The sequence below is a fragment of the Marinobacter sp. SS13-12 genome, from assembly GCF_030227115.1.
Lineage (GTDB): Bacteria > Pseudomonadota > Gammaproteobacteria > Pseudomonadales > Oleiphilaceae > Marinobacter.
In genome coordinates this window covers 2,714,062-2,734,670 of record NZ_JASSUA010000001.1, presented here as the reverse complement: position 1 = coordinate 2,734,670, position 20,609 = coordinate 2,714,062, and the positions used below count along the sequence as shown (strand labels likewise).

Genomic DNA, 20,609 nt, shown 5'->3' with positions numbered 1-20,609 from the left:
GTCATCCGGGCGGTTTTCTGCCCTGACCTGGCACATCGCCAAGGAAGCTGCTCAGGCCGTTTTCGAACAGGTTCGAACCGAAGCGCAGAAACTGTCGTGTTGATTCCTTGGCCGTGCTTTCCGGAAGTTCCCGTAAGGTTTCCTCCACTCCCTGCCTCACGCCTCTTTTTACGGCAGGCTCTATCTCCCGTGAGGCCTGAATGACTTCCTCGACCTTGCGGTCAAGATGGGGCTTCACCACGGCAAACCAGAACACAGCAAGCACTGATATTACCGCAGCTGCTGTTACACCTGCCTGAATAACGAGTGTCCATCCAAAATTCATACACTGCCCTCCGGGTCAGTCAGTTGTGCCAGACGACTATTTCGGTCTGTCACGAAAATAGGTGGGTTAACGCCAGAAACTGCAGCCCACAGGCCAGGGCGCCAAGCACCCCACCTACCAGCATGAGCTGGAGTTCCTCTTCACGGAACGCCGGCCTGAGTATGTCCTGGAACTCCGCAGGGCCGAGGGATTTCATCTGTCTGGCCAGAACGCTGGCCACGACCGGAGCCCTTTCCCGATTGAATGCCGGGTCGCTGAACACATCATGGGTTGCAAGCACAGCCTTCTGGTTCATGGCTTTCTTCAGTTCAGTGTAACCCGTCATACCCACGGTGACCTGGGCGGTCAGCTTCATGACCACGGAGTTGTCCAGAAGTGGTCGCAAGTGCTTCTGAATAATTGCCCGGGTGCGGTCGCCATGGCTGCCGTTGATCATGGCGTCAGCGACCTTCTCTACTGTAATCAGCTCCTCGGCGACCAGTTTGGCCCAGACATCGCTGATTTCCGGCTGACGCCTGAGAAACAGCCCCTGAACTTTCCAGAAGAGCAAGCGCCGGGGCTCCAGGGGGCGGAATATCAGGTTAATGGCAATCCAGTTAGTGAGAAACCCCACGGCAAACCCTCCCACCGGCAGCAGCCAGGGCTCAGGGTACCGGGCCCAGATGGGCGCCAGAATTGCCCCGAGAATACCCCCGATGACCGCACCGCGGTTGATCACCGACCGGAGCTCCACCGAGCCGGCCTGCTGGAATATGCGGTTCATCAGGTCCGGGTGGGACTCGAGTTCACGGCTCAGCAGCGCCTTGAGATCCACCAGGTCGTTGAGATCGTCACCAAAATCCTCCACCAGGGACTCGATCCGGCCCGGCAACTGTTCGCGCCCCCATTGGTAGATGCGGTTGCGGACGAACAGTGGCAGGTTGTCCCATAGCACCGGCTGGATGTCGTACATGACCTCATCAATGTACTCATCCATCCGTGGGCCGACCTGGGAAATGACCTGCTCCACGATTCTCTGGGGTTCCAGTTGCTGGTAGACCGCGTTCAGGTCACCAAACTGTTGCAGGGTGCGGTCGATGCAGATGTGGGCCATTTTCTCGGCCTTGCGGGGAATAACACCCTGCCATCCAAAGACACCGACTCCCACAAACTGCACGGGATAGAATGACATCTGAATAGCCAGCCAGTTGGTCAACCAGCCAACCATAGCAGCCACAAGTGGCACAGACAGAAGTGCTACATCAACCAAGACAAACCCCAGTGTATGAATGGCGGGCACAGTGCAGCGGGCGCGCCGTTAATTGTCAGGCAGGCAATCTTACCCGCCGTTTGGTTCTGATTATGTGACTGATAATAAAGTAATTGAATTATACCGACATTGGCCGTGCCGCCAGGACAGAGACGGTGGCACGGCACGCCCCAAGCTGACAAATATCAGCTCCGATACGAAAGAAGCCGGCGATAGCCGGCTTCTGATCACACTTTAAAAGTACACTTTATCTTATTGATAATAAGCGTTTTCTTTAACTGTATGGTCAGTGACATCACGCACGGCTGAGATTTCAGGCACGCGCTCTTTCAGAGTCGACTCAACACCCTGCTTGAGGGTCAGACTGACGGCGCTACAGCCCTGACAACCGCCACCAAACCGGAGTACAGCTACGGAACCGTCAACAATCTCGACCAATGACACATCGCCACCGTGCGCGGCCAGGTTCGGATTGATCTCGGAGGCCAGCACGTACTGGATCCTGTCAGGGAGCGGTGCATCGTCATCCACCTTGGGCACCTTGGCGTTAGGTGCCTTGATGGTCAGCTGGCCACCCATCTGGTCCTTGGAGTAGTCCACGTAGGCTTCTTCAAGGAACGGAACCGAGTTGTGATCCAGAAACAGCGTGAACTTGCCAAGATCAACCTGCTCGTCAGTCGGCACAATTTCATTGGGCGGGCAGTACGCCAGACAGGTCTCGGCATTCTTGGTTCCGGGCTGCGTCACAAAAATACGGACGCCCATGCCCTCAACATCCTGTTTTTCGATAAGTTGTGCAAGGTAATCCCGTGCGGGATCTGTCACCGTAACCAATGCCATAATTGCAACCCGTTGGTAAGTTTAACTGTATTTTAAGTGAGTTCGCTCCAACATGAAAGACCAAGTAAAATAGTCGGACTTTATTTCGCTTATTGATGAACATCATGAAGGCGTGGGACGACATCCGCCAATTTTGCTATGATCCCGCGCCATTAAGACAAATACGACTTCCGGAAGTAATGTTTATGACCGATCGCAACCCTCGCCTCGACCGCCTGGAAAAGCTTGGTAACGCCCTGAAAGAACGAATCGTCATTCTTGATGGCGGTATGGGCACCATGATCCAGAACCTGAAACTGGACGAGGAAGCGTTCCGCGGAGAGCGATTTGCCGATTACGACCGGGAGGTTCAGGGTAACAATGACCTGCTGAACCTGACCCAGCCTGCCCTTCTCCGCAATATTCACGCGGACTACCTGGATGCCGGCGCTGATATTATAGAAACCAACACCTTTAACTCAACCCGATTGTCCCAGGCAGACTACGGGCTTGAATCCCTGGCCAAAGAGCTGAACGTGGCGGCGGCAAAACTGGCACGCCAGGTTGCCGATGAGTTTACCGCCCGCAATCCGGACAAACCACGTTTTGTCGCGGGCGCGGTCGGGCCTACGTCCCGTACTGCCTCTATCTCTCCGGATGTCAACAACCCCGGCTATCGCAACGTGGACTTCCAGACCCTGGTAGACAACTACTACGAAGCGGTTGAAGGCCTGGTTGAGGGTGGCTGTGACCTGATCCTGATCGAAACCATCTTCGACACCCTCAATGCCAAGGCAGCCATTTACGGCACCCAGCAATATTTCATCGACAGCGGTATTGAGCTGCCGATCATGATTTCCGGCACTATTACCGATGCATCTGGCCGCACCCTGTCCGGCCAGACGACCGAAGCCTTCTGGAATTCCGTGGCCCATGCCAAGCCTATCTCTGTAGGCCTTAACTGTGCGCTTGGTGCCGATGCCCTGCGCCCTTACGTGGAAGAACTGTCCAATAAGGCCGACACCTACGTCAGCGCACACCCCAATGCCGGCCTGCCCAACGAGTTCGGGGAGTACGACCAGACCCCGGAAGAGATGGCAGAAATCATTGAGGGCTTCGCCCGGGACGGTTTCCTGAACATTATCGGTGGTTGCTGCGGCTCCCGCCCGGATCATATCGAGGCCATCGCCAACGCGGTTTCCAAGTATCCGCCGCGCAGGATTCCCGAAGTGAAAAAGGCCTTGCGCCTGTCCGGACTTGAGCCTTTTACCGGCGACGAAAACACCCTGTTTATCAACGTTGGTGAGCGTACCAACGTGACCGGCTCCAAGCGCTTCCTGCGGCTGATCAAGGAAGAGCAGTACGAAGAGGCCCTGAGCGTTGCCCGTGACCAGGTAGAAAACGGCGCGCAGATCATCGATATCAACATGGATGAGGGGATGCTGGATTCAAAGGAAGTCATGGTGACTTTCCTGAAACTGGTCGCCTCCGAGCCTGACATCTCCCGGGTTCCGTTGATGATCGATTCCTCCAAGTGGGAAGTCATCGAAGCCGGCCTGCGCTGTATTCAGGGCAAGGCAGTGGTGAACTCCATCAGCCTCAAGGAGGGCGAAGAAGAATTCCTGAAGCGAGCCCGGGACTGCATGCGATATGGCGCCGCTGTGGTGGTGATGGCGTTTGACGAGGACGGCCAGGCCGATACCTATGAACGCAAGACCGAGATCTGCAAGCGCTCCTATGACCTGCTCGTGGGCATCGGCTTCAACGCCGGCGATATCATTTTTGACCCCAACGTGTTTGCCATTGCTACCGGCATTGAAGAACACAACAACTACGCCGTGGATTTCATTAACGCCAGCCGCTGGATTCGCGACAACCTGCCCCACGCCTCCATTTCCGGCGGTGTGAGCAACGTGTCCTTCTCATTCCGCGGTAACGATGCGGTGCGCGAGGCAATCCATTCCGTGTTCCTTTATCACGCCATCAAGGCCGGTATGAACATGGGCATCGTCAATCCCGGCCAGCTGGTCATTTATGACGAAATCGACCCGGAACTCAAAGAGCTGGTGGAGGATGTGGTACTCAACCGCCGCGACGATTCCACCGACCGGCTTCTCGAGATTGCCGAACGCTATCGCAGCAAGGGCGGAAGAACCCAGGAGGAAGACCTGGCCTGGCGTGAGTGGCCGGTTGAGAAGCGGGTTGAGCACGCCCTGGTCAAAGGCATTACCAGCTATATCCTCGACGACACGGAAGCCTGCCGTCAGCGCGCAAAACACCCCATCGAGGTCATCGAAGGCCCGTTGATGGATGGCATGAACGTGGTCGGCGATCTGTTCGGTGACGGCAAGATGTTCCTGCCCCAGGTGGTCAAGAGTGCCAGGGTAATGAAGCAGGCGGTCGCGCACCTGATCCCGTACATCGAAGCAGAGAAGACCGAGGAACAGAAAGCCAAAGGCAAGATCCTGATGGCAACGGTCAAGGGTGATGTGCACGATATCGGCAAGAACATCGTAGGCGTGGTGTTGCAGTGCAACAACTACGAGGTCATCGACATGGGCGTTATGGTGCCCTGCGACAAGATCCTGGAGACCGCAAAAAAAGAGAACGTGGATATCATCGGCCTGAGCGGTCTGATCACCCCGTCGCTGGACGAAATGGTGCACGTAGCAAAGGAAATGCAGCGGCTGGATTTTCACATCCCGCTGATGATTGGCGGTGCCACTACGTCCAAGGCTCACACGGCGGTGAAGATTGAGCAGCAGTACAGGAATGACATTGCGCTGTACGTGTCCGACGCCTCCCGCTGCGTCAACGTGGCCTCCCAGTTGCTGAGCAAGACCGCCAAATCCTCGCTGGTAGACGCCGCAAGAACCGAATATCACGAGATTCGTGAGCGCCGCAAGAACCGTGGTGAGCGCACCAAGCTGGTCTCGCTGAAGGAAGCCCGCGACCGCGCACCGGACCTCGCCTTTGAGGGCTATGAACCTCCGAAGCCAGCCTTCACCGGCATCCGTGCGTTTGAAACCTACGACCTTGAGAAGCTGCTCGACTACATCGACTGGACACCCTTCTTCATTTCCTGGGACATGTCCGGCAAGTACCCGGCCATCTTTGACGATCCCAAGCGGGGTGAAGCCGCCAGGACCCTCTTTGACGACGCCCAGAAGATACTGCGGCAAATGATCGAAGAGAAGCGGGTTTCAGCGAGAGCCGTCATCGGGTTCTGGCCGGCCAACCGTCGGGGCGACGATATTGTGCTCTACACCGACGAAAGCCGCGAGACAGAGCTCACCACCCTGCACCACCTGCGTCAGCAGGACGACAAAGCGCCGGGCAAACCGATGATGGCGCTGTCCGATTTCGTGGCGCCCGAAGGCGACGGCCCCTGCGATTATGTAGGCGGCTTTGCGGTGACCACCGGTATCGGGGCCGAAGAGTTCTCCCTCGAGTTCAAGGATCGCCACGACGACTACAACGCCATCATGGTGAAGGCACTGGCCGACCGCCTGGCCGAGGCCTTTGCGGAACACTTGCACGAGCGTGTCAGGAAGGAATTCTGGGGCTACGCTGACGACGAAACACTCAAGAATGAGGACCTGATTCGCGAGCGCTACCAGGGCATTCGCCCGGCCCCCGGCTACCCGGCCTGCCCGGACCACACTGAGAAGGCAACACTGTTTGAACTGTTGAAGGCTACCGAGAATGCTGGCCTGGAACTGACCGAAAGCTTCGCCATGTTCCCAACAGCAGCAGTCTCAGGGTGGTACTTTTCACATCCGGAATCCAAGTACTTCGCGGTGGGCAAGATTGGCGCAGACCAGGTTGAGGACTATGCTGAGCGCAAGGGTATATCCAAAGCCGAAGCGGAACGTTGGCTGGCTCCCAGCCTCGCCTACGACCCTGCAGAATAACGACGGCCGGAAGAGCCAAACCTGATCAGATGGAAGGAAGTATGGCCGAGCAACAGGATCACGAAAAACAACCTGCCCGCAAAAAGGGGCCGGGTGTTCTAAAAGTCATGCAGAGCATTCTCGCCGGCGCTCTCGGAGTGCAGTCCGACAAGCGCCGGGAGGAAGATTTCGGAAGCCACAGTCCCTGGCCCTATATTATCGCCGGTATCCTGTTTACCGTGGGCTTTGTCGTCACCCTGATTGTGGTGGTAAAGGTGGTGCTTTCCGGCCAGTAGGTTTTATTGGCCGGATACCCAGATCACAGCGAAGGCAACCACAAGGACTATCAGCAATACGGCCGCTACGGCGTCCGCCTGGCTATCTGATCGCATTGTCTTCTTCATAGTCTTTCCCCTTTGTTTTGTTATGTATTTTTCAAGCACGCCTTTTTAAATCTAGGCTGAAAATTGACATCCGTCCAGCAATATCTCCCTTTCTATATCACTCAAATCGATAAACATATTTTGAAATAATCATTTTAAGAATAATGGCACGGTGATATTCTCCCCGGCAAGAACAGGCACGAAAGCCGTATTTTCAGCGTTTCAGCAGGACGTTCCACTATGTATGTTTATGACGAACACGATCGGCAGATAGCGGCCGAGCGCGTTGCACAATTCCGTGATCAGACCGAAAGGGCTCTGGCTGGCGAACTGCGTGAAGACGAGTTTCTTCCGCTGCGCTTGCAGAACGGACTGTACGTGCAGCGTCTTGCACCGATGCTGCGTATCGCCGTTCCCTACGGAATGCTCCGCTCAGCACAGCTTCGCAGGCTGGCTCGCATAACACGAGACTATGACAAAGGTTATGCCCACTTTACAACCCGCCAGAACGTTCAGCTCAACTGGCCGGCTATTGAAGATGTGCCAGACATTCTGGCGGAACTGGCGGAAGTGGAAATGCACGCCAACCAGACCAGTGGTAACTGCATCCGTAACACCACTACCGACCAGTTTTCCGGCGTGCAGGCTGACGAAATTACCGATCCGCGCCCTTACTGCGAGATTATCCGGCAGTGGTCAACGTTCCACCCGGAGTTTGCCTTTCTGCCCCGCAAATTCAAAGTGGCGGTGAACGCCTCCGAGCATACTGACCGCGCTGCCATCCAGGTGCACGATATCGGCCTGCAGATGGTTCGCAACGATCAGGGCGAGCTGGGTTTCCGGGTCCACGTTGGTGGTGGTCTCGGCCGCACCCCGATGGTGGGGCCGGTGATCCGTGAGTTCCTGCCGGAGCTTGATCTTCTGACCTATCTGGAAGCCGTACTGCGTGTCTACAACCGCTACGGCCGCCGCGACAACAAGTTCAAGGCCCGCATCAAGATCCTGGTCAAGGCCCTGACCCCGGAAGGTTTCGCCGCGAAGGTGGAAGAGGAATGGTCTCATATCAAGGACTCGCCTACCCGCCTGACCGAAGAGGCCATCCGCCAGTTCAAGGGCTACTTCACAGAGCCCGACTACCAACAGGTTCCCGATGTAACCGATACCCTGGCGACCCAGCGCTTCGAGAACCGCGAGTTCGATCAGTGGATTACCCACAACGTGGATAGCCACAAACATCCGGGCTATGCCATCGTAACGCTGACCATGAAGAAAACCGGCACGCCACCGGGTGATGTCAGTGATCGTCAGCTTGAGCAGATTGCGGAGGTGGCGGACCGGTACAGCTTTGGCGAGGTGCGGGTGACCCACCAGCAAAATGTGGTTCTGGCGGATGTCCGAAAAGATGAATTGTTCGAGCTTTGGCAAACCATCACCCCGATGGGTTTTGCAACTGCCAACCTCAACACGCTGACCGATGTGATTTGCTGCCCGGGCGGCGATTACTGCGCCCTTGCCAACGCCAAGTCCATTCCTGTCGCCGAAGCCATCCAGCGACAGTTCGACGACCTGGACTTCCTCTATGACATTGGCAACATCGACCTCAACATCTCCGGCTGCATGAATGCCTGTGGCCACCACCACGTAGGCAACATTGGCGTACTTGGTGTCGACAAGAAGGGTCAGGAGTTCTACCAGATCAGTCTGGGCGGCTCGTCCCATCACGATGCGGCCATCGGCAAAATTCTGGGGCCATCGTTCGCCCGGGACGACATGCCCGAAGTAATTCAGAAAATTATTAATGTGTACGTCGATCACCGGACCGAGGAAGAGCCTTTCCTGGACACCTATCGCCGTATCGGCATCGAGCCATTCAAGGAGCGGGTGTATGCCTGATTTGATTACCAGCGACGGCAGTATCCGTCAGGACAGTTGGGCGGTCGTCCCCCGACCTGCGGACGGGGACTCTCTGGATATTCCGGATCAGCCCTCACTGATCCCGGCAGACCTGTGGTTGGCCGGCAAGGAGCACTTCGAGAACCGCGATGATATCGGGGTCTGGCTGGACAGCCATGAGGAGCCGGAGATTCTGGCTGGTGTGGTGAATGAACTTCCGGTTATCGCGGTGAATTTTCCGAAGTTTAGCGACGGTCGCGGTTACAGTATTGCCCGGCTGTTGCGGGAACGGTTGAACTATCGCAACGAGCTTCGTGCCGTAGGGGATGTGCTGCTGGACCAGCTTCAGTTTATGAAGCGCTGTGGCTTTGACACCTATGTGCTGCGAGCCGACAAGGACATCAACAAGGCAGCGCGCTGCCTGAACTTCTTCACCCAGGGTTATCAAGCCGCTACAGACACAGACGTCCCCCTGTTCCGCCGCCGGGCTTCCTGAGTCTTCTTTTTGACTCCCCTAACGAACAAAGAGGGGGCCGGTAACCAAAACACGCCTCAAGACGTCCTGTTCGGCTTGAGCTCCGCCATCCCTGGCTCCGCACAGTTTTGGTTACCGGCCCCCTCTTCATTCTCGCGAACTTTTCTCCCAGTCAAACGTAGGTCGGATTAGGCAAAGCCGTAATCCGACAATGTGGTTTGCCGCGAACAGTTGTCGGATTACGCCTTCGGCTAATCCGACCTACATTTTATTGCCTGGAATGATCCAGAACTATTTTCCCGGCGGACTCCCCTTTCAGGAAGGCTTTCAAGGCACCATCCAACTCACCACGCCCAATATCACGAGCCGACGCTTCCGTCTTCTTACACGCCCAGTCACCAGAGAACTTGTCCCATACCGCCTGTTTCTCAGCCAGTGGGATTTCAACAGAATCCACACCCAGCAGGTTGTTACCCCGCAGGATAAACGGCAGCACAGTGGTTTCCAGCTGTGGGCCCGCTACCAGGCCGCAACAGGACACTGAACCGCCCGGGTGAATCTGCTTCAGCAGCTCTGCCAGCGGACCGCCGCCGACGGTGTCCACCGCGTTGGCAAAGGCCGGTTTGAGCATTGGTTTCTTTTCGGCCGCCAGGGCATCGCGACCCAGCACTTCGCTGGCGCCCAGGTGCTTGAGTGCGTCGGCATGATCCTGCTTGCCGCTTATCGCCACTACCTCAAAGCCCAGGTTGGCAAGCAGTTCAACAGCCACGCTGCCCACTGCACCGCTGGCGCCGCTTACCGCGACTTTGCCCTGTTCGGGGGCGGCACCCATGGTCAGCAGTTTTTGCACGCACAGGCCTGCCGTGAGGCCGGCGGTGCCGTAGATCATGGCGGTGCGCGCCTCCCAGCCCCGGGGCATGGAAACACACCAGCCTGCCGGCACGCGGATGTATTCACCGAAGCCGCCATCGGTGTTCATGCCCAGGTCGTAGCCTGTGACCAGTACTTTGTCGCCGGGGGAAAATGGGCCTGCAGAGGCTTCCACAACTTCCCCTGCAGCGTCGATGCCCGGTGTATGGGGGAAGTTGCGGGTGACGCCTTTGTTGCCGGAGGCGGACAGGGCGTCTTTGTAGTTGAGGGAAGAATGGCTGACCCGGATCAGGACGTCATTCTCGGGCAGATCCGATACGTGCAGCGTCTGTTCAGAACCGATGTATTCACCATCCTGCTCCTGAACGCGCCATGCCTTGAACTCGGTGTCGTTGGTCATGATTCTTTCCCCGTTGTTGTTGGCTCTACTGGATTTTCTGGTTGCGGAACGCGCCCAGTACTCGCCATACGGTGTGTTCAAGTGCCGCACTGGTGGCCAGTCCAAGCTTTTCCGGTAGTGTGCGCTTCCGTTGGTAACTTACCGAGATTACGTCCGCACGGTCGCAGGCTTCAATGAGAAATTCGTCGGAGGTTTTGATTTCGTCGATCAGGTTGACCTCAAGTGCCCGGCGTCCAAACCAGATGTCACCGTTGGCGACCGCTGTCATGTCCAGGCCGGGCCGGCGCTCGCCGACATATTCCTTGAACAGCACGTGAGTGTCTTCAAGGTCCTCCAGGAATTTCGCCCTGCCCTTTTCGGTGTTTTCACCAAAGATGGTCAGGGTCCGCTTGTGCTCGCCGGCAGTAAGAATCTCGACATCCACATCGTTCTTCTTCAGAAAGCGATGGAAATTGGGCAACTGGGCGACCACACCAATGGAGCCCAGAATGGCGAAGGGTGAAGCCACAATGCGATCCGCCACGCAGGCCATCATGTAACCGCCACTCGCGGCCACTTTGTCAACACAGGCGGTCAGCTTGATGCCTTTGGCGCGTATGCGATCAAGCTGGGCGGCAGCCAGGCCATAGGAGTGAACCAGCCCGCCGCCACTTTCCAGGCGGATGACCACTTCATCTGTTTCCGGTTCCGCCACGCTGAGCACCGCTGTGATGGACCGGCGCAGGGAGTCGGTGTCGCTGGCCTTGATGTCACCGTCAAAATCCAGCACGTACACCCTGGGTTTTGCGTCCTCTTCGGCATCACCAGCCTTGCGCTTCGCCTTGGCCGCCTTTTCTTTGGCTTTATCCGCTTTCTTGCGGGCCTTTTCGAACACTTTTCGTTCGGACTCACTGCGCAGCCTGGCCTGAAGAGACTCCCTCAGTTTGCGGTACTTCTCGTTGAGTTTGCGAACCCTCAGCTCACCATCCCCACCATGATCGTCCTTATCTTTCTGTGCGGCGGACATAATCACCGAAATAATGACCATCACTGCCACCACCAGGGTGACCGTTTTCGCGATGAACAAACCGAACTCTGTCAGAAATTCCAAGTTGCTTCTCCAGGATTATTCTTGAGCGCTCGATTGTAACCGAGGTGCCCTGAGGTACAACCCATCACGGTGATAAAGAAAATTAAAACAAGCGTTCGATCGAGCTTGACACTGCTATTATCTCACCCTAAAGTCGAATGCTACGTCGGCTCGGCCCGCCGTCAATACGCCAAGACAAACACCAAAAAGGGTAAAATAATGTCTGTAGCTCCAATCTTTGAAAAGCTCGAACAGAATTTCAACGCAGACGCCGCTGAAGGCCTGGACCTGGTCTTCCAATTCGATATCGAAGACGACAATAACTATCACGTGATTATCAAGGATGGCACCTGCAAGGCCGTCGAAGGCACCCACGACGACCCTTCTGTTACGCTGATCATGAACTCCGAGACTCTCAAAGGCATCGTGTCCGGCGAAACCGATGGCATGCAGGCATTCATGGCTGGCCAGCTGCGCGCTGAAGGCGACATGATGCTGGCAACCAAACTGGGTGAACTGTTCAACATGGGTTGATGCCCGTTTGAGAACCACCCATAAAAAAACCCTGCCAACGTGCAGGGTTTTTCAGTTTCAGTTATCCGACGTCGTCTCTCATCGCCTCATAGACCCACATCATCCAGCGACGATTCTGCCAGCCGCAAAAGATCGGCGTTACGCTCTTCGCGCTTGCCAATACTTTCAATGTAGTACTCGAGGGATGTGAGGGCATCCGCCAGTGCTTCCAGAACCTGGGCCGGGGGCGCCTCTCTGGCGTCCAGCAGGCGCGCCTGGATAGACCCGGCCACGCGTTCAAGTACAGATGCCGCACCCGCATCATCGAGCATGTGCAATCCGCCCCAGATGCTGTGCAGAGTGGTCGGCAGGTTGGCCAGGTGGAGCTTGTCGTAGTCGGACTCGATAAAGGCCGTAATGGCCCGTTTTGCAAGGGTCAGCGCGCTTCTGGCCTCATCGGCCACGACAAACGTGGCTTCTTTCAGATACAGGGACTCTTCCCGGTTTCTTGGCCCACTTGCCAGTGCGTCGGTTTCCGAGGTAATGCCCCGGGTCACAATCTGCATCACGGCATCTTCGATGCCAAGCACGGAGTCTGCCAGTTTGTAGAGCTCATCGCCCGCCGGCAACCGCTTTTCTTCTTCCCAGGTTCGCAGCTTGGCTGCTTCTGCACGGGCCATCGCACCGAGTTGGTTCAGATCCAGCATTACCAGCGTATTCGCCATGCGCTCCAGGGCTTCGGCAATGGAGGAAAGTTCAGCCAGATCCGGCTCGATGCCGCGCTCAACAATATCCAGTTTGTCCTTGAGCTGATTCAGCTCGTCCTGCAGGGCTGTGGACAGAGATTTGAGTACATCCGAGCCGGGGCCATACAGCCGGCGGGCATGAGCATCAAGCATGGAATCCGGGAATTCCGCCGGTGCAAGGCGGAACGCCGAGAGAACGGATGTTACCTCCGGGTTCGCGGAGCCGCTGCGGTATAACAGATAAATCAGGTCTTTTATCAGGGAATCCGGGGCGTCCTTTGCGGTAGCCACCTTGCCCACGTAAACCACCTCACGGGAATACTTTTCAATTCTCATGAACATGCGCTTGCGGGCTTTACTGAACCCCATGGCGCGGTCGAGCATGGTATCCGCAACAATGGCTACCAGGCACCACATCTGCCCCATGGGTTGCCCCTGGCATAAACGGGCGAAACCCCGGGCGGCGCGACCAAACAGTTTTTTGCTGACCACCTCGTTTTTCTCGCGAAGAACACCCAGCAACGCTACCTGAAAGGTAAGGCGCATCCGGCGAGCAAGAATTTCATAGTCAGCCTCGTTGCCTTCAAACGATGGCACGGAAATCCCGGCACAGAAATCAGGCCGCTCTTTCACATCCACATCGAAGAAACACGATTCCGGATAGGGCTTTTCCTTCCTGGCCTCGCGCAGGTCATTGATGACCGGCAAAAGAAGCTCGGGGTGATCGGCACGCTGCTGGTGATAGTACTCAACATAACGGCGCAAAATGAAAAGCGCACTGTTGAGCGTGGTAAGGAGTATGTTCTTGTCGTCATTGGCGCCAACGGGAACGTCGTTCGCCATGCTGACGGCTTCCTGGCACAGCAAGGTGCCTGCACGCAGCTCAACAAGAATGAAAATACCACGGAGCTGGTTCAGAAAATCCACACAGTTCTGCAGGTCCTCACCGCTCTCCCGATTTTCCTGAAAGCGTTCCAGGCTGGACTCTGCCTGTCTTATGGTCTGCTCAATCTCACTCTTGACCAGATCAAATGACTGTGATTTCGTCGCCAGAGACGATTGAACCATAAACGCTTCCTGTAAATTATGCGGAAACTACCGCGTCCTGTTCTTGGAATGTGACCCTTTCGGTTTTTTCCGGAGCCTTTTTATGAGCCGGATTTGCCCTTCCCAGCTAAAACAAAAGTTCGCGAAAACTCGCGAACTTATCATTACTTATAACACAAAACTCAAGTAGCTCAAGAAAGCGGGAATGTAACAAAAAGTACAGTCCGGCACAGTTCTCACTGCGGGGCTGTTATCCAATCCTGGCTTGATTCAGTCTTTCTCTGTCAGCCTGTCCCAGACAGTTCCACCCGCCTGCTTTGCAAGCAACGCCATAAACTCTTCATGGGCTGACGCTTCTTCATCGCTGGCACGGACCACGTCAAGCGGTTTTCGGTCCGCTGCCAGGCGACGGATACCACCCCCGCCCCCGGCCTCATCGCCAGCCGCATCCAGCGATAGCGCTGTCTGACCACCTGTCAGCAGAAGATAGACTTCGGCGAGAATCTCAGCATCGAGCAAGGCGCCGTGAAGATCCCGGCTACTGTTGTCGACGCCATACCGTTTGCACAGCGCGTCCAGGTTATTCTTCTGGCCCGGGTGTTTCTTTCTCGCAATGGCCAGGGAATCCACCACGCCACAGTGATCAGCCGTTTTGCGGACCGGTTTCAGGCGGGCGAATTCCGAATCCATGAAACCGATATCAAACGCCGCGTTGTGGATGACAAGTTCGGCGCCCTTGATAAAGTCAAAGAACTCGTCAGCGATGTCGGAGAATTTTGGTTTGTCGGTAAGAAATTCGTTGGTTATGCCGTGAACGGTTATAGCCTCGGCTTCGACTTCCCTTTCCGGATTAATATACACGTGGTAGTGGCGCCCGGTGGTCTGGCGTTCCATCAGCTCCACACACCCTATTTCAATGATTCGGTGCCCTTCTGACGGGTCAATACCGGTGGTTTCCGTATCCAGTACAATCTGTCTCATCATTCGCCCTGCTTGTTATGCGTTCGCCAGTTCTTCGACACCGCGATTGGCAAGTTCGTCCGCCAACTCATTCCCCGGATTTCCGGAGTGGCCTTTTACCCAGTGCCAGTTCACCGTGTGCCTCGCCACCTCGCTGTCCAGTTCCCGCCAGAGATCTTCGTTTTTGACCGGTTTTTTCGCCGACGTTTTCCAGCCGTTCCGTTTCCAGCCATGCATCCATTCCGTGATGCCCTTCCGAACATACTGGGAATCCGTGTACAGCTCTACTTCACAGGGGCGCTTCAGCGCCTCCAGGCCCCGTATGGCTGCCATCAATTCCATTCTGTTGTTGGTGGTATTGGCTTCACCACCATGCAACTTCTTGCTGGCGTTGCCATAGCTCAGCACTACACCCCAACCTCCCGGCCCCGGGTTTCCCTTGCAGGCGCCATCGGTGTAGAGAACAACCTTACCGACCATCAGTATTCCTCGAGTTGATTATGGTTAAGCGCAGCCCCGCTGCGGTTACGTCCTTTCCCGGGGTACGAAAGCGAGGCTCCAACGGCTCCTCTGCCCGGCATCGCAATCACCTTCTTTCCCTGCCAGACCGGCTTGCGGGGTATTCTTGAGTAAACCCGTTTTTTGGCAAGGATACAGTAATAGGCGCCTACCGGCAGGAACCGGTTGCCACAAACACGCTCCACGATTCCCGGGCCATCACTCAACACTGCACGCTGGAGCGGCACCTGGAAAAAGGAGGAACCTGCGGACTCCACGGAGAAATCAAGCAACCGGAGCCAGTCTTCCATCCGCCGTTTCATCATGAAGCGCCCGCCCCAGGGGCCTCCGCGGTGCCTTGATACCAGCTTCCGAAGCCCCCAGAGGCTGAAAGGATTGAACCCGATCAACACCATCATCCCTTCTCCGCGAAGAACCCTGGACGCCTCACGCAATGCCTGGTGGGGATGCGGTGAGAAGTCAGCCGTATGGTGAAGTATTACCAGGTCCATGGAATCCCCGGGGAAGGGCAATTCATCCGCATCGCAGACCGCTACGCCGTCAGGTATCGCGGAATTCCACATAGGGGTGGTGAGGATTCTCTGGGAAAAATCGGCGGTGCTTGCCAGCGGCAGGCGGTGGCTAAGGCCAACCTGCAACTGCCTGGCCCCCGAGAGCTTTTGAATATGATGATCAACGCAAGCCCTCTGATCCGCCAGCAACAAACGGCCCAGGGGGGTCTGGAACCAGCTTTCAAAACTTTGCTGTCGGGCAGAGTAATCAATCTCACCTGCTGGGGTCATCGCTGCATTCCCTTCGTTCATTGCGCGTTCGTTGCGGCCTTGATGTTGGGACGTCGCTGTTAATGCACTATCATAACAGTCACATTCGTTTTGCACATGTGGGAGCCTATGCTGACCATCAGCGCTATTCCAGCTTTTAATGACAACTACATCTGGTGCCTGTTCAACACCGAAGACCGCAAGGCACTGATTGTCGACCCTGGCCAGGCGGAACCTGCCACTCGGTTCCTTGCTGAGAACGGACTGGAGCTTGATACCATTCTGGTCACCCACCACCACCCGGACCATGTTGGCGGAGTCGATACCCTGGCCAAAACGGTTTCCGGATGCCGCATCATCGGCCCCGCCAATTCACCCTTCAAGGGCGCCACCAGCGAGGTCCACCCTGGTGATGAAGTGGTGTGGCAGGACCTGACCTTCAATGTGCTGGCTGTGCCCGGCCATACACTCGACCACATCGCCTATTTTACGGATTGTCATGTGAACGACCGTCCGGTGCTGTTCTGTGGCGACACGCTGTTTGTCTGCGGGTGCGGGCGACTGTTCGAAGGAACGCCGGAGCAGATGAAACAGTCCCTGGAGAGCATCCGCAACCTGCCGGATGAAACAGCCGTCTATTGTGCCCACGAATACACAATGGCCAACCTGAAGTTTGCCAGGCACTGGCTGCCGGATGACGCGCAACTGCGTGAGTTTGAAGCCCGGTGCCAGAAGCGCCGGGACGACGGCGAACCAACCGTGCCGTCCATCCTGGGTGACGAAAAACGATTGAACCCCTTCCTTCGATGGGATGATCAGGCGGTGATCGATTCAGCAAAAAGACATGCCGGCAAGGCAGGACTGACCATCACGTCGGAGAGTGACGTTTTCGCAGTAACCCGGCATGGCAAGGATACCTTTTAGGGAGTCGCGGGTAACAAATTCTATCAATGACGTAACCAGAGTCTTGTTGACCCCCTGAAAAGCGTTCCAATAGAATCCGTATAACTTTTGCGCCGTAAACTACTAAATATGCCGGGATTTCAGACAGATCATCCCGGCGTCGCCCAGCCAACCGGAAGTCGTTATATGTCGGTCTCGCGAGTATCAATCCTGTTTCTTCTTGGCACACTAACCAGTGGTTGCAGCATCTTCGCCCCTGCAGAGCGAGATCACACAGAAGCCTCCGCAAACGTTCTTGAAACCGAAAGGTTAACCGTTGCTGCCGGAGACGAGGATCTCAAAGAATCCATTGAATCCGACCCTGACAACAAATCAGCTGACAAATCGTCCCGCACGCAACTGGATGATGCCATCGAGCCCTCACTCAAAAAAACAGCGGAAGATGCCAGGCAGAAACTGGACACTCCCAAACAGGAAAATTCCGCTGAGGAGGTCGCCGTATCGGATCTTTGGCAACGACTGAGATCCGGGTTCGCACTGGACCATGACGCCAGTGACCCCAGGGTCCAGGCCCAGCTCAACTGGTACAAGAAACACCCGCGCTACATTGACCGCGTTGTAGAGCGAGGAAGCCGTTACCTGCACTACATTGTCACGGAAACCGAGAAGCGCGGTCTGCCCACAGAACTGGCTCTGCTCCCTGTGGTGGAAAGTGCGTTCGACCCGTTCGCCTACTCCCATGGCCGCGCTGCTGGCCTGTGGCAGTTCATTCCGTCAACCGGCAAGTATTTCGGCCTGACCCAGAGCTGGTGGCACGACGACCGGCGTGATGTGATAGCAGCCACGGACGCGGCACTGACTTACCTCGACAGGCTGGCAACCCGTTTTGATGGCGATTATATGCTGGCACTGGCTGCCTATAACAGCGGCGGCGGCACCGTTTCCAGTGCTATGAGGCGTAACCGCAACAAGAATGCAGCGACTGATTTCTGGTCACTGGATCTGCCCAGGGAAACCCGCCATTACGTACCCAAACTGATCGCGCTTGCCAAGATATTTGACCAGCCGGAGAAGTACGGCATTGAATTACCGGCGCTTTCCGATGAGCCCTATTTTGAGGTAGTGAAAACTGGCTCACAGCTGGATCTTGCCCAGGCCGCGGAACTGGCGGGCGTGGACATTGACGAAATCTACCTGCTTAACCCGTCTTTCAATCGCTGGGCGACGTCACCGGACGGCCCCCACCGTCTGCTGGTGCCAAGGGAAAATGCCAGTACCTTCACCGCGGCACTCGAGAAAACCGACCCTTCGCAACGCGTATCCTGGAACAACTACAAGGTGGTTTCGGGCGATACGCTCAGCACCATCGCAAAACGTTATTCTACAACGCCTTCGGTTATCCAGCAGGTCAACAATCTCAACAGCCACATTATCCGTATCGGCCAACGGTTGATGATTCCTTCTGCAGCCAAGCAGTCAGAGACCTATGCACTCAGCGCCAGTGAGCGGCTTGCCAGTAAACAGCAGCGCAGCGGCAAGAACAGCAATGGCACCCGCGTTGACTATACTGTTCGCTCAGGTGATACCTTCTGGGATATTGCCCGCGAACACCGTGTCTCTGTCCGGCAGGTTGCATCCTGGAATGGCATGGCACCGGGCGACCCGCTGATGCCTGGCAAGAAACTGGTTATCTGGTCCAAATCCAAGCAGCCTGCCATGCTGGCCAGCAACAACAGGGGCAAGGGCATGGTCCGCAAGGTGGGATACCAGGTCCGTAAAGGCGACTCCCTGTCGACCATCGCCAACCGTTTCGCGGTGAATGTGAGGGATATCGCAAGCTGGAACGATCTCAACACGTCACGTTATCTGCAGCCCGGGCAAAGTCTGGTACTCTATGTGGACATAAGAAACAGTCCCTGAGCCTGAACCGGAAGCGCGCGAGATCTATGACAAGAACACGGAAAGCCCCATCCCTCATCAGTGCTTTTACTTTTGTTGCCATGGCTCTCCTGCCATGGCAATCCATCTCAGCCGATACTGCCGCGAAACACGGCATTGCGATGCACGGGGATACCCGTTACCCAGAAGGCTTTCCCCACTTTGATTACGTTAATCCGGATGCCCCAAAAGGGGGCACCATACGAATGGCGGTGGTGGCCAATGGTTTTGATTCCTTCAACCCTTTCGTAATACGTGGCGTGGCCGCAGCCGGCATTAATACCTACGTTTACGATACGTTGATGGAGGCGTCTGCAGACGAGCCTTTCTCAGCCTATGGCCTGATTGCAGAATCCATAGAGACACCTGAGGACCGGAGTTACGTCACTTTCAACCTGCGCGAAGAAGCCCGCTTCCACGACGGCGAGCCGATTACCGCCGAAGACGTGAAATTTTCTTTCGACGTCCTGACCACCAAGGGCCACCCTTTCTATCGCAATTACTATGCGGACGTAACAGACGTCACGATTGAGGATGAGCGACGAATCCGCTTCGATTTTGCGCAGACCAACAACCGGGAACTGCCCCTGATTCTTGGTCAGCTGCCCGTCCTTCCCAGTCATTACTGGGAGAATCGTGAGTTCGGAGATAACGGCCTGACACCCCCCGTGGGCAGTGGCCCCTATCGGATCGGAGACTTCGAGCCAGGTCGCTCCATCACCTTCGAGCGAGTGGAGGATTACTGGGCAGAGGACCTTGGCGTCCGCAAAGGCAAGTTCAATTTCGATAACCTCCAATACGACTATTACACGGACGACACCGTGGCACTGGAGTCGTTCCGGGCTGGCAACTTTGATTTTCGCGTGGAATCCTCAGCCAAGAACTGGGCAACCGCCTACAGGGGTGACCAGTTCGAATCGGGCAAGGTAAAAACCGAGGCGGTCAAGCATGGTCGCCCGGCCGGAATGCAGGCGTTTGCCATGAACACGCGCCGCGAGGTGTTCAGTGATCCGAAAGTGCGCGAAGCACTCAGCTACGCGTTTGACTTTGAATGGGCCAACAAAAACCTGTTCTACGGGCAGTACACCCGTACCTCCAGCTACTTCGAGAACAGTGAGCTGGCCTCATCCGGCCTCCCCGAAGGCCGGGAGCTGGAGATTCTGGAACCCTACCGGGACCAGTTACCCGCGGACGTCTTCACAGAAGCATACCAGCCACCCTCTACTGCTGGTGAAGGCGGCCTGCGCGACAACCTCCGTACTGCACTTACCATGCTCCGGGACGCCGGCTACGCTGTAAAAGATGGCACCATGGTGAATCTCGAAACCGGTCAACCCCTGGCGTTCGAGATTCTGATTTACCAGAAAACATTCGAGCGGGTGGTACTGCCCTTCAAGAACAATCTGGCAAAGCTGGGTATCAATGTGTCGGTACGGCTGGTAGATACCAACCAATACATCCAGCGAATCCGTGAATTCGACTACGACATGACCGTGCAGGGTATCGGACAGTCCGACTCTCCGGGTAATGAGCAAAGAGAGTACTGGCACTCGTCCACTGTCGACGTAAAAGGATCGCGCAACTACATGGGCGTCGACAGCCCGGTGGTTGATGACCTTGTCAACATGGTGATCCAGGCACCGAGCCGGGAGGAACTTGTTCACCGGGTACGCGCTCTGGACCGGGTGCTGCTCCACGGGCATTACGTGATACCGAACTGGTACCTGGCCAAGGACCGCATCGCCTACTGGTCCTTCCTGACACGGCCGGATACTGTGCCCAAAAATGGCGTTGATATTAATAACTGGTGGGTGAAAAGCACTGACCAATGATGCAGTTCTCTGAC

At 56.1% G+C, this 20,609-nt stretch carries 17 protein-coding genes; 8 read left to right on the top strand and 9 right to left on the bottom strand.

Features of this window, described 5'->3' with window-relative positions:
• Window position 1: 1 nt before the first annotated feature.
• From QPL94_RS12455 to nfuA, 3 genes are all read right to left on the bottom strand, one after another.
• The gene (locus tag QPL94_RS12455; protein ID WP_285357679.1) at window positions 2-325 is read right to left on the bottom strand and encodes a hypothetical protein; all 324 of its coding nucleotides are present in this window, start codon (window positions 323-325) and stop codon (window positions 2-4) included.
• 49 nt (window positions 326-374) lie between these two features.
• Window positions 375-1,574 carry a DUF445 domain-containing protein gene (locus QPL94_RS12450; protein ID WP_285357678.1) on the bottom strand — a complete coding sequence of 400 codons (1,200 nt, stop codon included), beginning with the start codon at window positions 1,572-1,574 and terminating at the stop codon, window positions 375-377.
• A 252-nt stretch (window positions 1,575-1,826) separates the two neighbouring features.
• The gene (gene nfuA, locus QPL94_RS12445; protein WP_137434520.1) at window positions 1,827-2,414 is read right to left on the bottom strand and encodes a Fe-S biogenesis protein NfuA; all 588 of its coding nucleotides are present in this window, start codon (window positions 2,412-2,414) and stop codon (window positions 1,827-1,829) included.
• A 185-nt stretch (window positions 2,415-2,599) separates the two neighbouring features.
• Here nfuA and metH point away from each other — a divergent pair, with 185 nt between their 5' ends.
• From metH to QPL94_RS12425, 4 genes are all read left to right on the top strand, one after another.
• Entirely contained in the window at window positions 2,600-6,307 is a 3,708-nt protein-coding gene (metH, locus tag QPL94_RS12440; RefSeq protein WP_285357677.1) for a methionine synthase, read from the top strand.
• A 41-nt stretch (window positions 6,308-6,348) separates the two neighbouring features.
• Window positions 6,349-6,582, top strand: a complete 234-nt coding sequence (locus QPL94_RS12435; protein ID WP_285357676.1) for a DUF2970 domain-containing protein — start codon at window positions 6,349-6,351, stop codon at window positions 6,580-6,582.
• Window positions 6,583-6,909: 327 nt separating this feature from the next.
• On the top strand, window positions 6,910-8,562 hold the full coding sequence (locus QPL94_RS12430; protein ID WP_285357675.1) for a nitrite/sulfite reductase: 1,653 nt from the start codon (window positions 6,910-6,912) through the stop codon (window positions 8,560-8,562).
• Entirely contained in the window at window positions 8,555-9,058 is a 504-nt protein-coding gene (locus QPL94_RS12425) for a DUF934 domain-containing protein (RefSeq protein WP_285357674.1), read from the top strand. The genes QPL94_RS12430 and QPL94_RS12425 overlap by 8 nt, the downstream gene beginning before the upstream one ends.
• A 247-nt stretch (window positions 9,059-9,305) precedes the next feature.
• Here the strand turns inward: QPL94_RS12425 and QPL94_RS12420 are convergent, their stop codons facing one another.
• Window positions 9,306-10,307, bottom strand: coding sequence for a YhdH/YhfP family quinone oxidoreductase (locus tag QPL94_RS12420; RefSeq protein WP_285357673.1), 1,002 nt, complete (start codon window positions 10,305-10,307; stop codon window positions 9,306-9,308).
• Between the two features lie 25 nt (window positions 10,308-10,332).
• Window positions 10,333-11,397, bottom strand: a complete 1,065-nt coding sequence (sohB, locus tag QPL94_RS12415; protein ID WP_285357672.1) for a protease SohB — start codon at window positions 11,395-11,397, stop codon at window positions 10,333-10,335.
• A 198-nt stretch (window positions 11,398-11,595) separates the two neighbouring features.
• Here sohB and QPL94_RS12410 point away from each other — a divergent pair, with 198 nt between their 5' ends.
• On the top strand, window positions 11,596-11,910 hold the full coding sequence (locus tag QPL94_RS12410; protein WP_250091291.1) for an SCP2 sterol-binding domain-containing protein: 315 nt from the start codon (window positions 11,596-11,598) through the stop codon (window positions 11,908-11,910).
• An 86-nt stretch (window positions 11,911-11,996) separates the two neighbouring features.
• Here the strand turns inward: QPL94_RS12410 and QPL94_RS12405 are convergent, their stop codons facing one another.
• From QPL94_RS12405 to QPL94_RS12390, 4 genes are all read right to left on the bottom strand, one after another.
• Entirely contained in the window at window positions 11,997-13,703 is a 1,707-nt protein-coding gene (locus QPL94_RS12405) for a FimL-related protein (RefSeq protein ID WP_285357671.1), read from the bottom strand.
• A gap of 249 nt (window positions 13,704-13,952) precedes the next feature.
• A complete protein-coding gene (dnaQ, locus tag QPL94_RS12400; RefSeq protein ID WP_285357932.1) occupies window positions 13,953-14,663 on the bottom strand; it encodes a DNA polymerase III subunit epsilon in 711 nt (236 codons plus the stop codon).
• Between the two features lie 15 nt (window positions 14,664-14,678).
• Complete coding sequence (gene rnhA / locus QPL94_RS12395; protein WP_137434529.1) at window positions 14,679-15,122, bottom strand: ribonuclease HI; 444 nt, start codon at window positions 15,120-15,122, stop codon at window positions 14,679-14,681.
• A complete protein-coding gene (locus QPL94_RS12390) occupies window positions 15,122-15,943 on the bottom strand; it encodes a class I SAM-dependent methyltransferase (protein ID WP_285357670.1) in 822 nt (273 codons plus the stop codon). The genes rnhA and QPL94_RS12390 overlap by 1 nt, the downstream gene beginning before the upstream one ends.
• A 108-nt stretch (window positions 15,944-16,051) precedes the next feature.
• On the opposite strand from QPL94_RS12390, the gene gloB reads away from it, so the two are divergent.
• From gloB to QPL94_RS12375, 3 genes are all read left to right on the top strand, one after another.
• Window positions 16,052-16,846 (top strand): hydroxyacylglutathione hydrolase, encoded by a 795-nt coding sequence (gene gloB / locus QPL94_RS12385; protein WP_285357669.1) that lies wholly within the window; start codon window positions 16,052-16,054, stop codon window positions 16,844-16,846.
• Window positions 16,847-17,011: 165 nt separating this feature from the next.
• Window positions 17,012-18,745: a lytic transglycosylase gene (locus tag QPL94_RS12380; protein WP_285357668.1), complete on the top strand. Its 1,734-nt coding sequence runs from the start codon at window positions 17,012-17,014 to the stop codon at window positions 18,743-18,745.
• Window positions 18,746-18,825: 80 nt separating this feature from the next.
• Window positions 18,826-20,595 carry an extracellular solute-binding protein gene (locus QPL94_RS12375; protein WP_502881546.1) on the top strand — a complete coding sequence of 590 codons (1,770 nt, stop codon included), beginning with the start codon at window positions 18,826-18,828 and terminating at the stop codon, window positions 20,593-20,595.
• Window positions 20,596-20,609 lie beyond the last annotated feature (14 nt).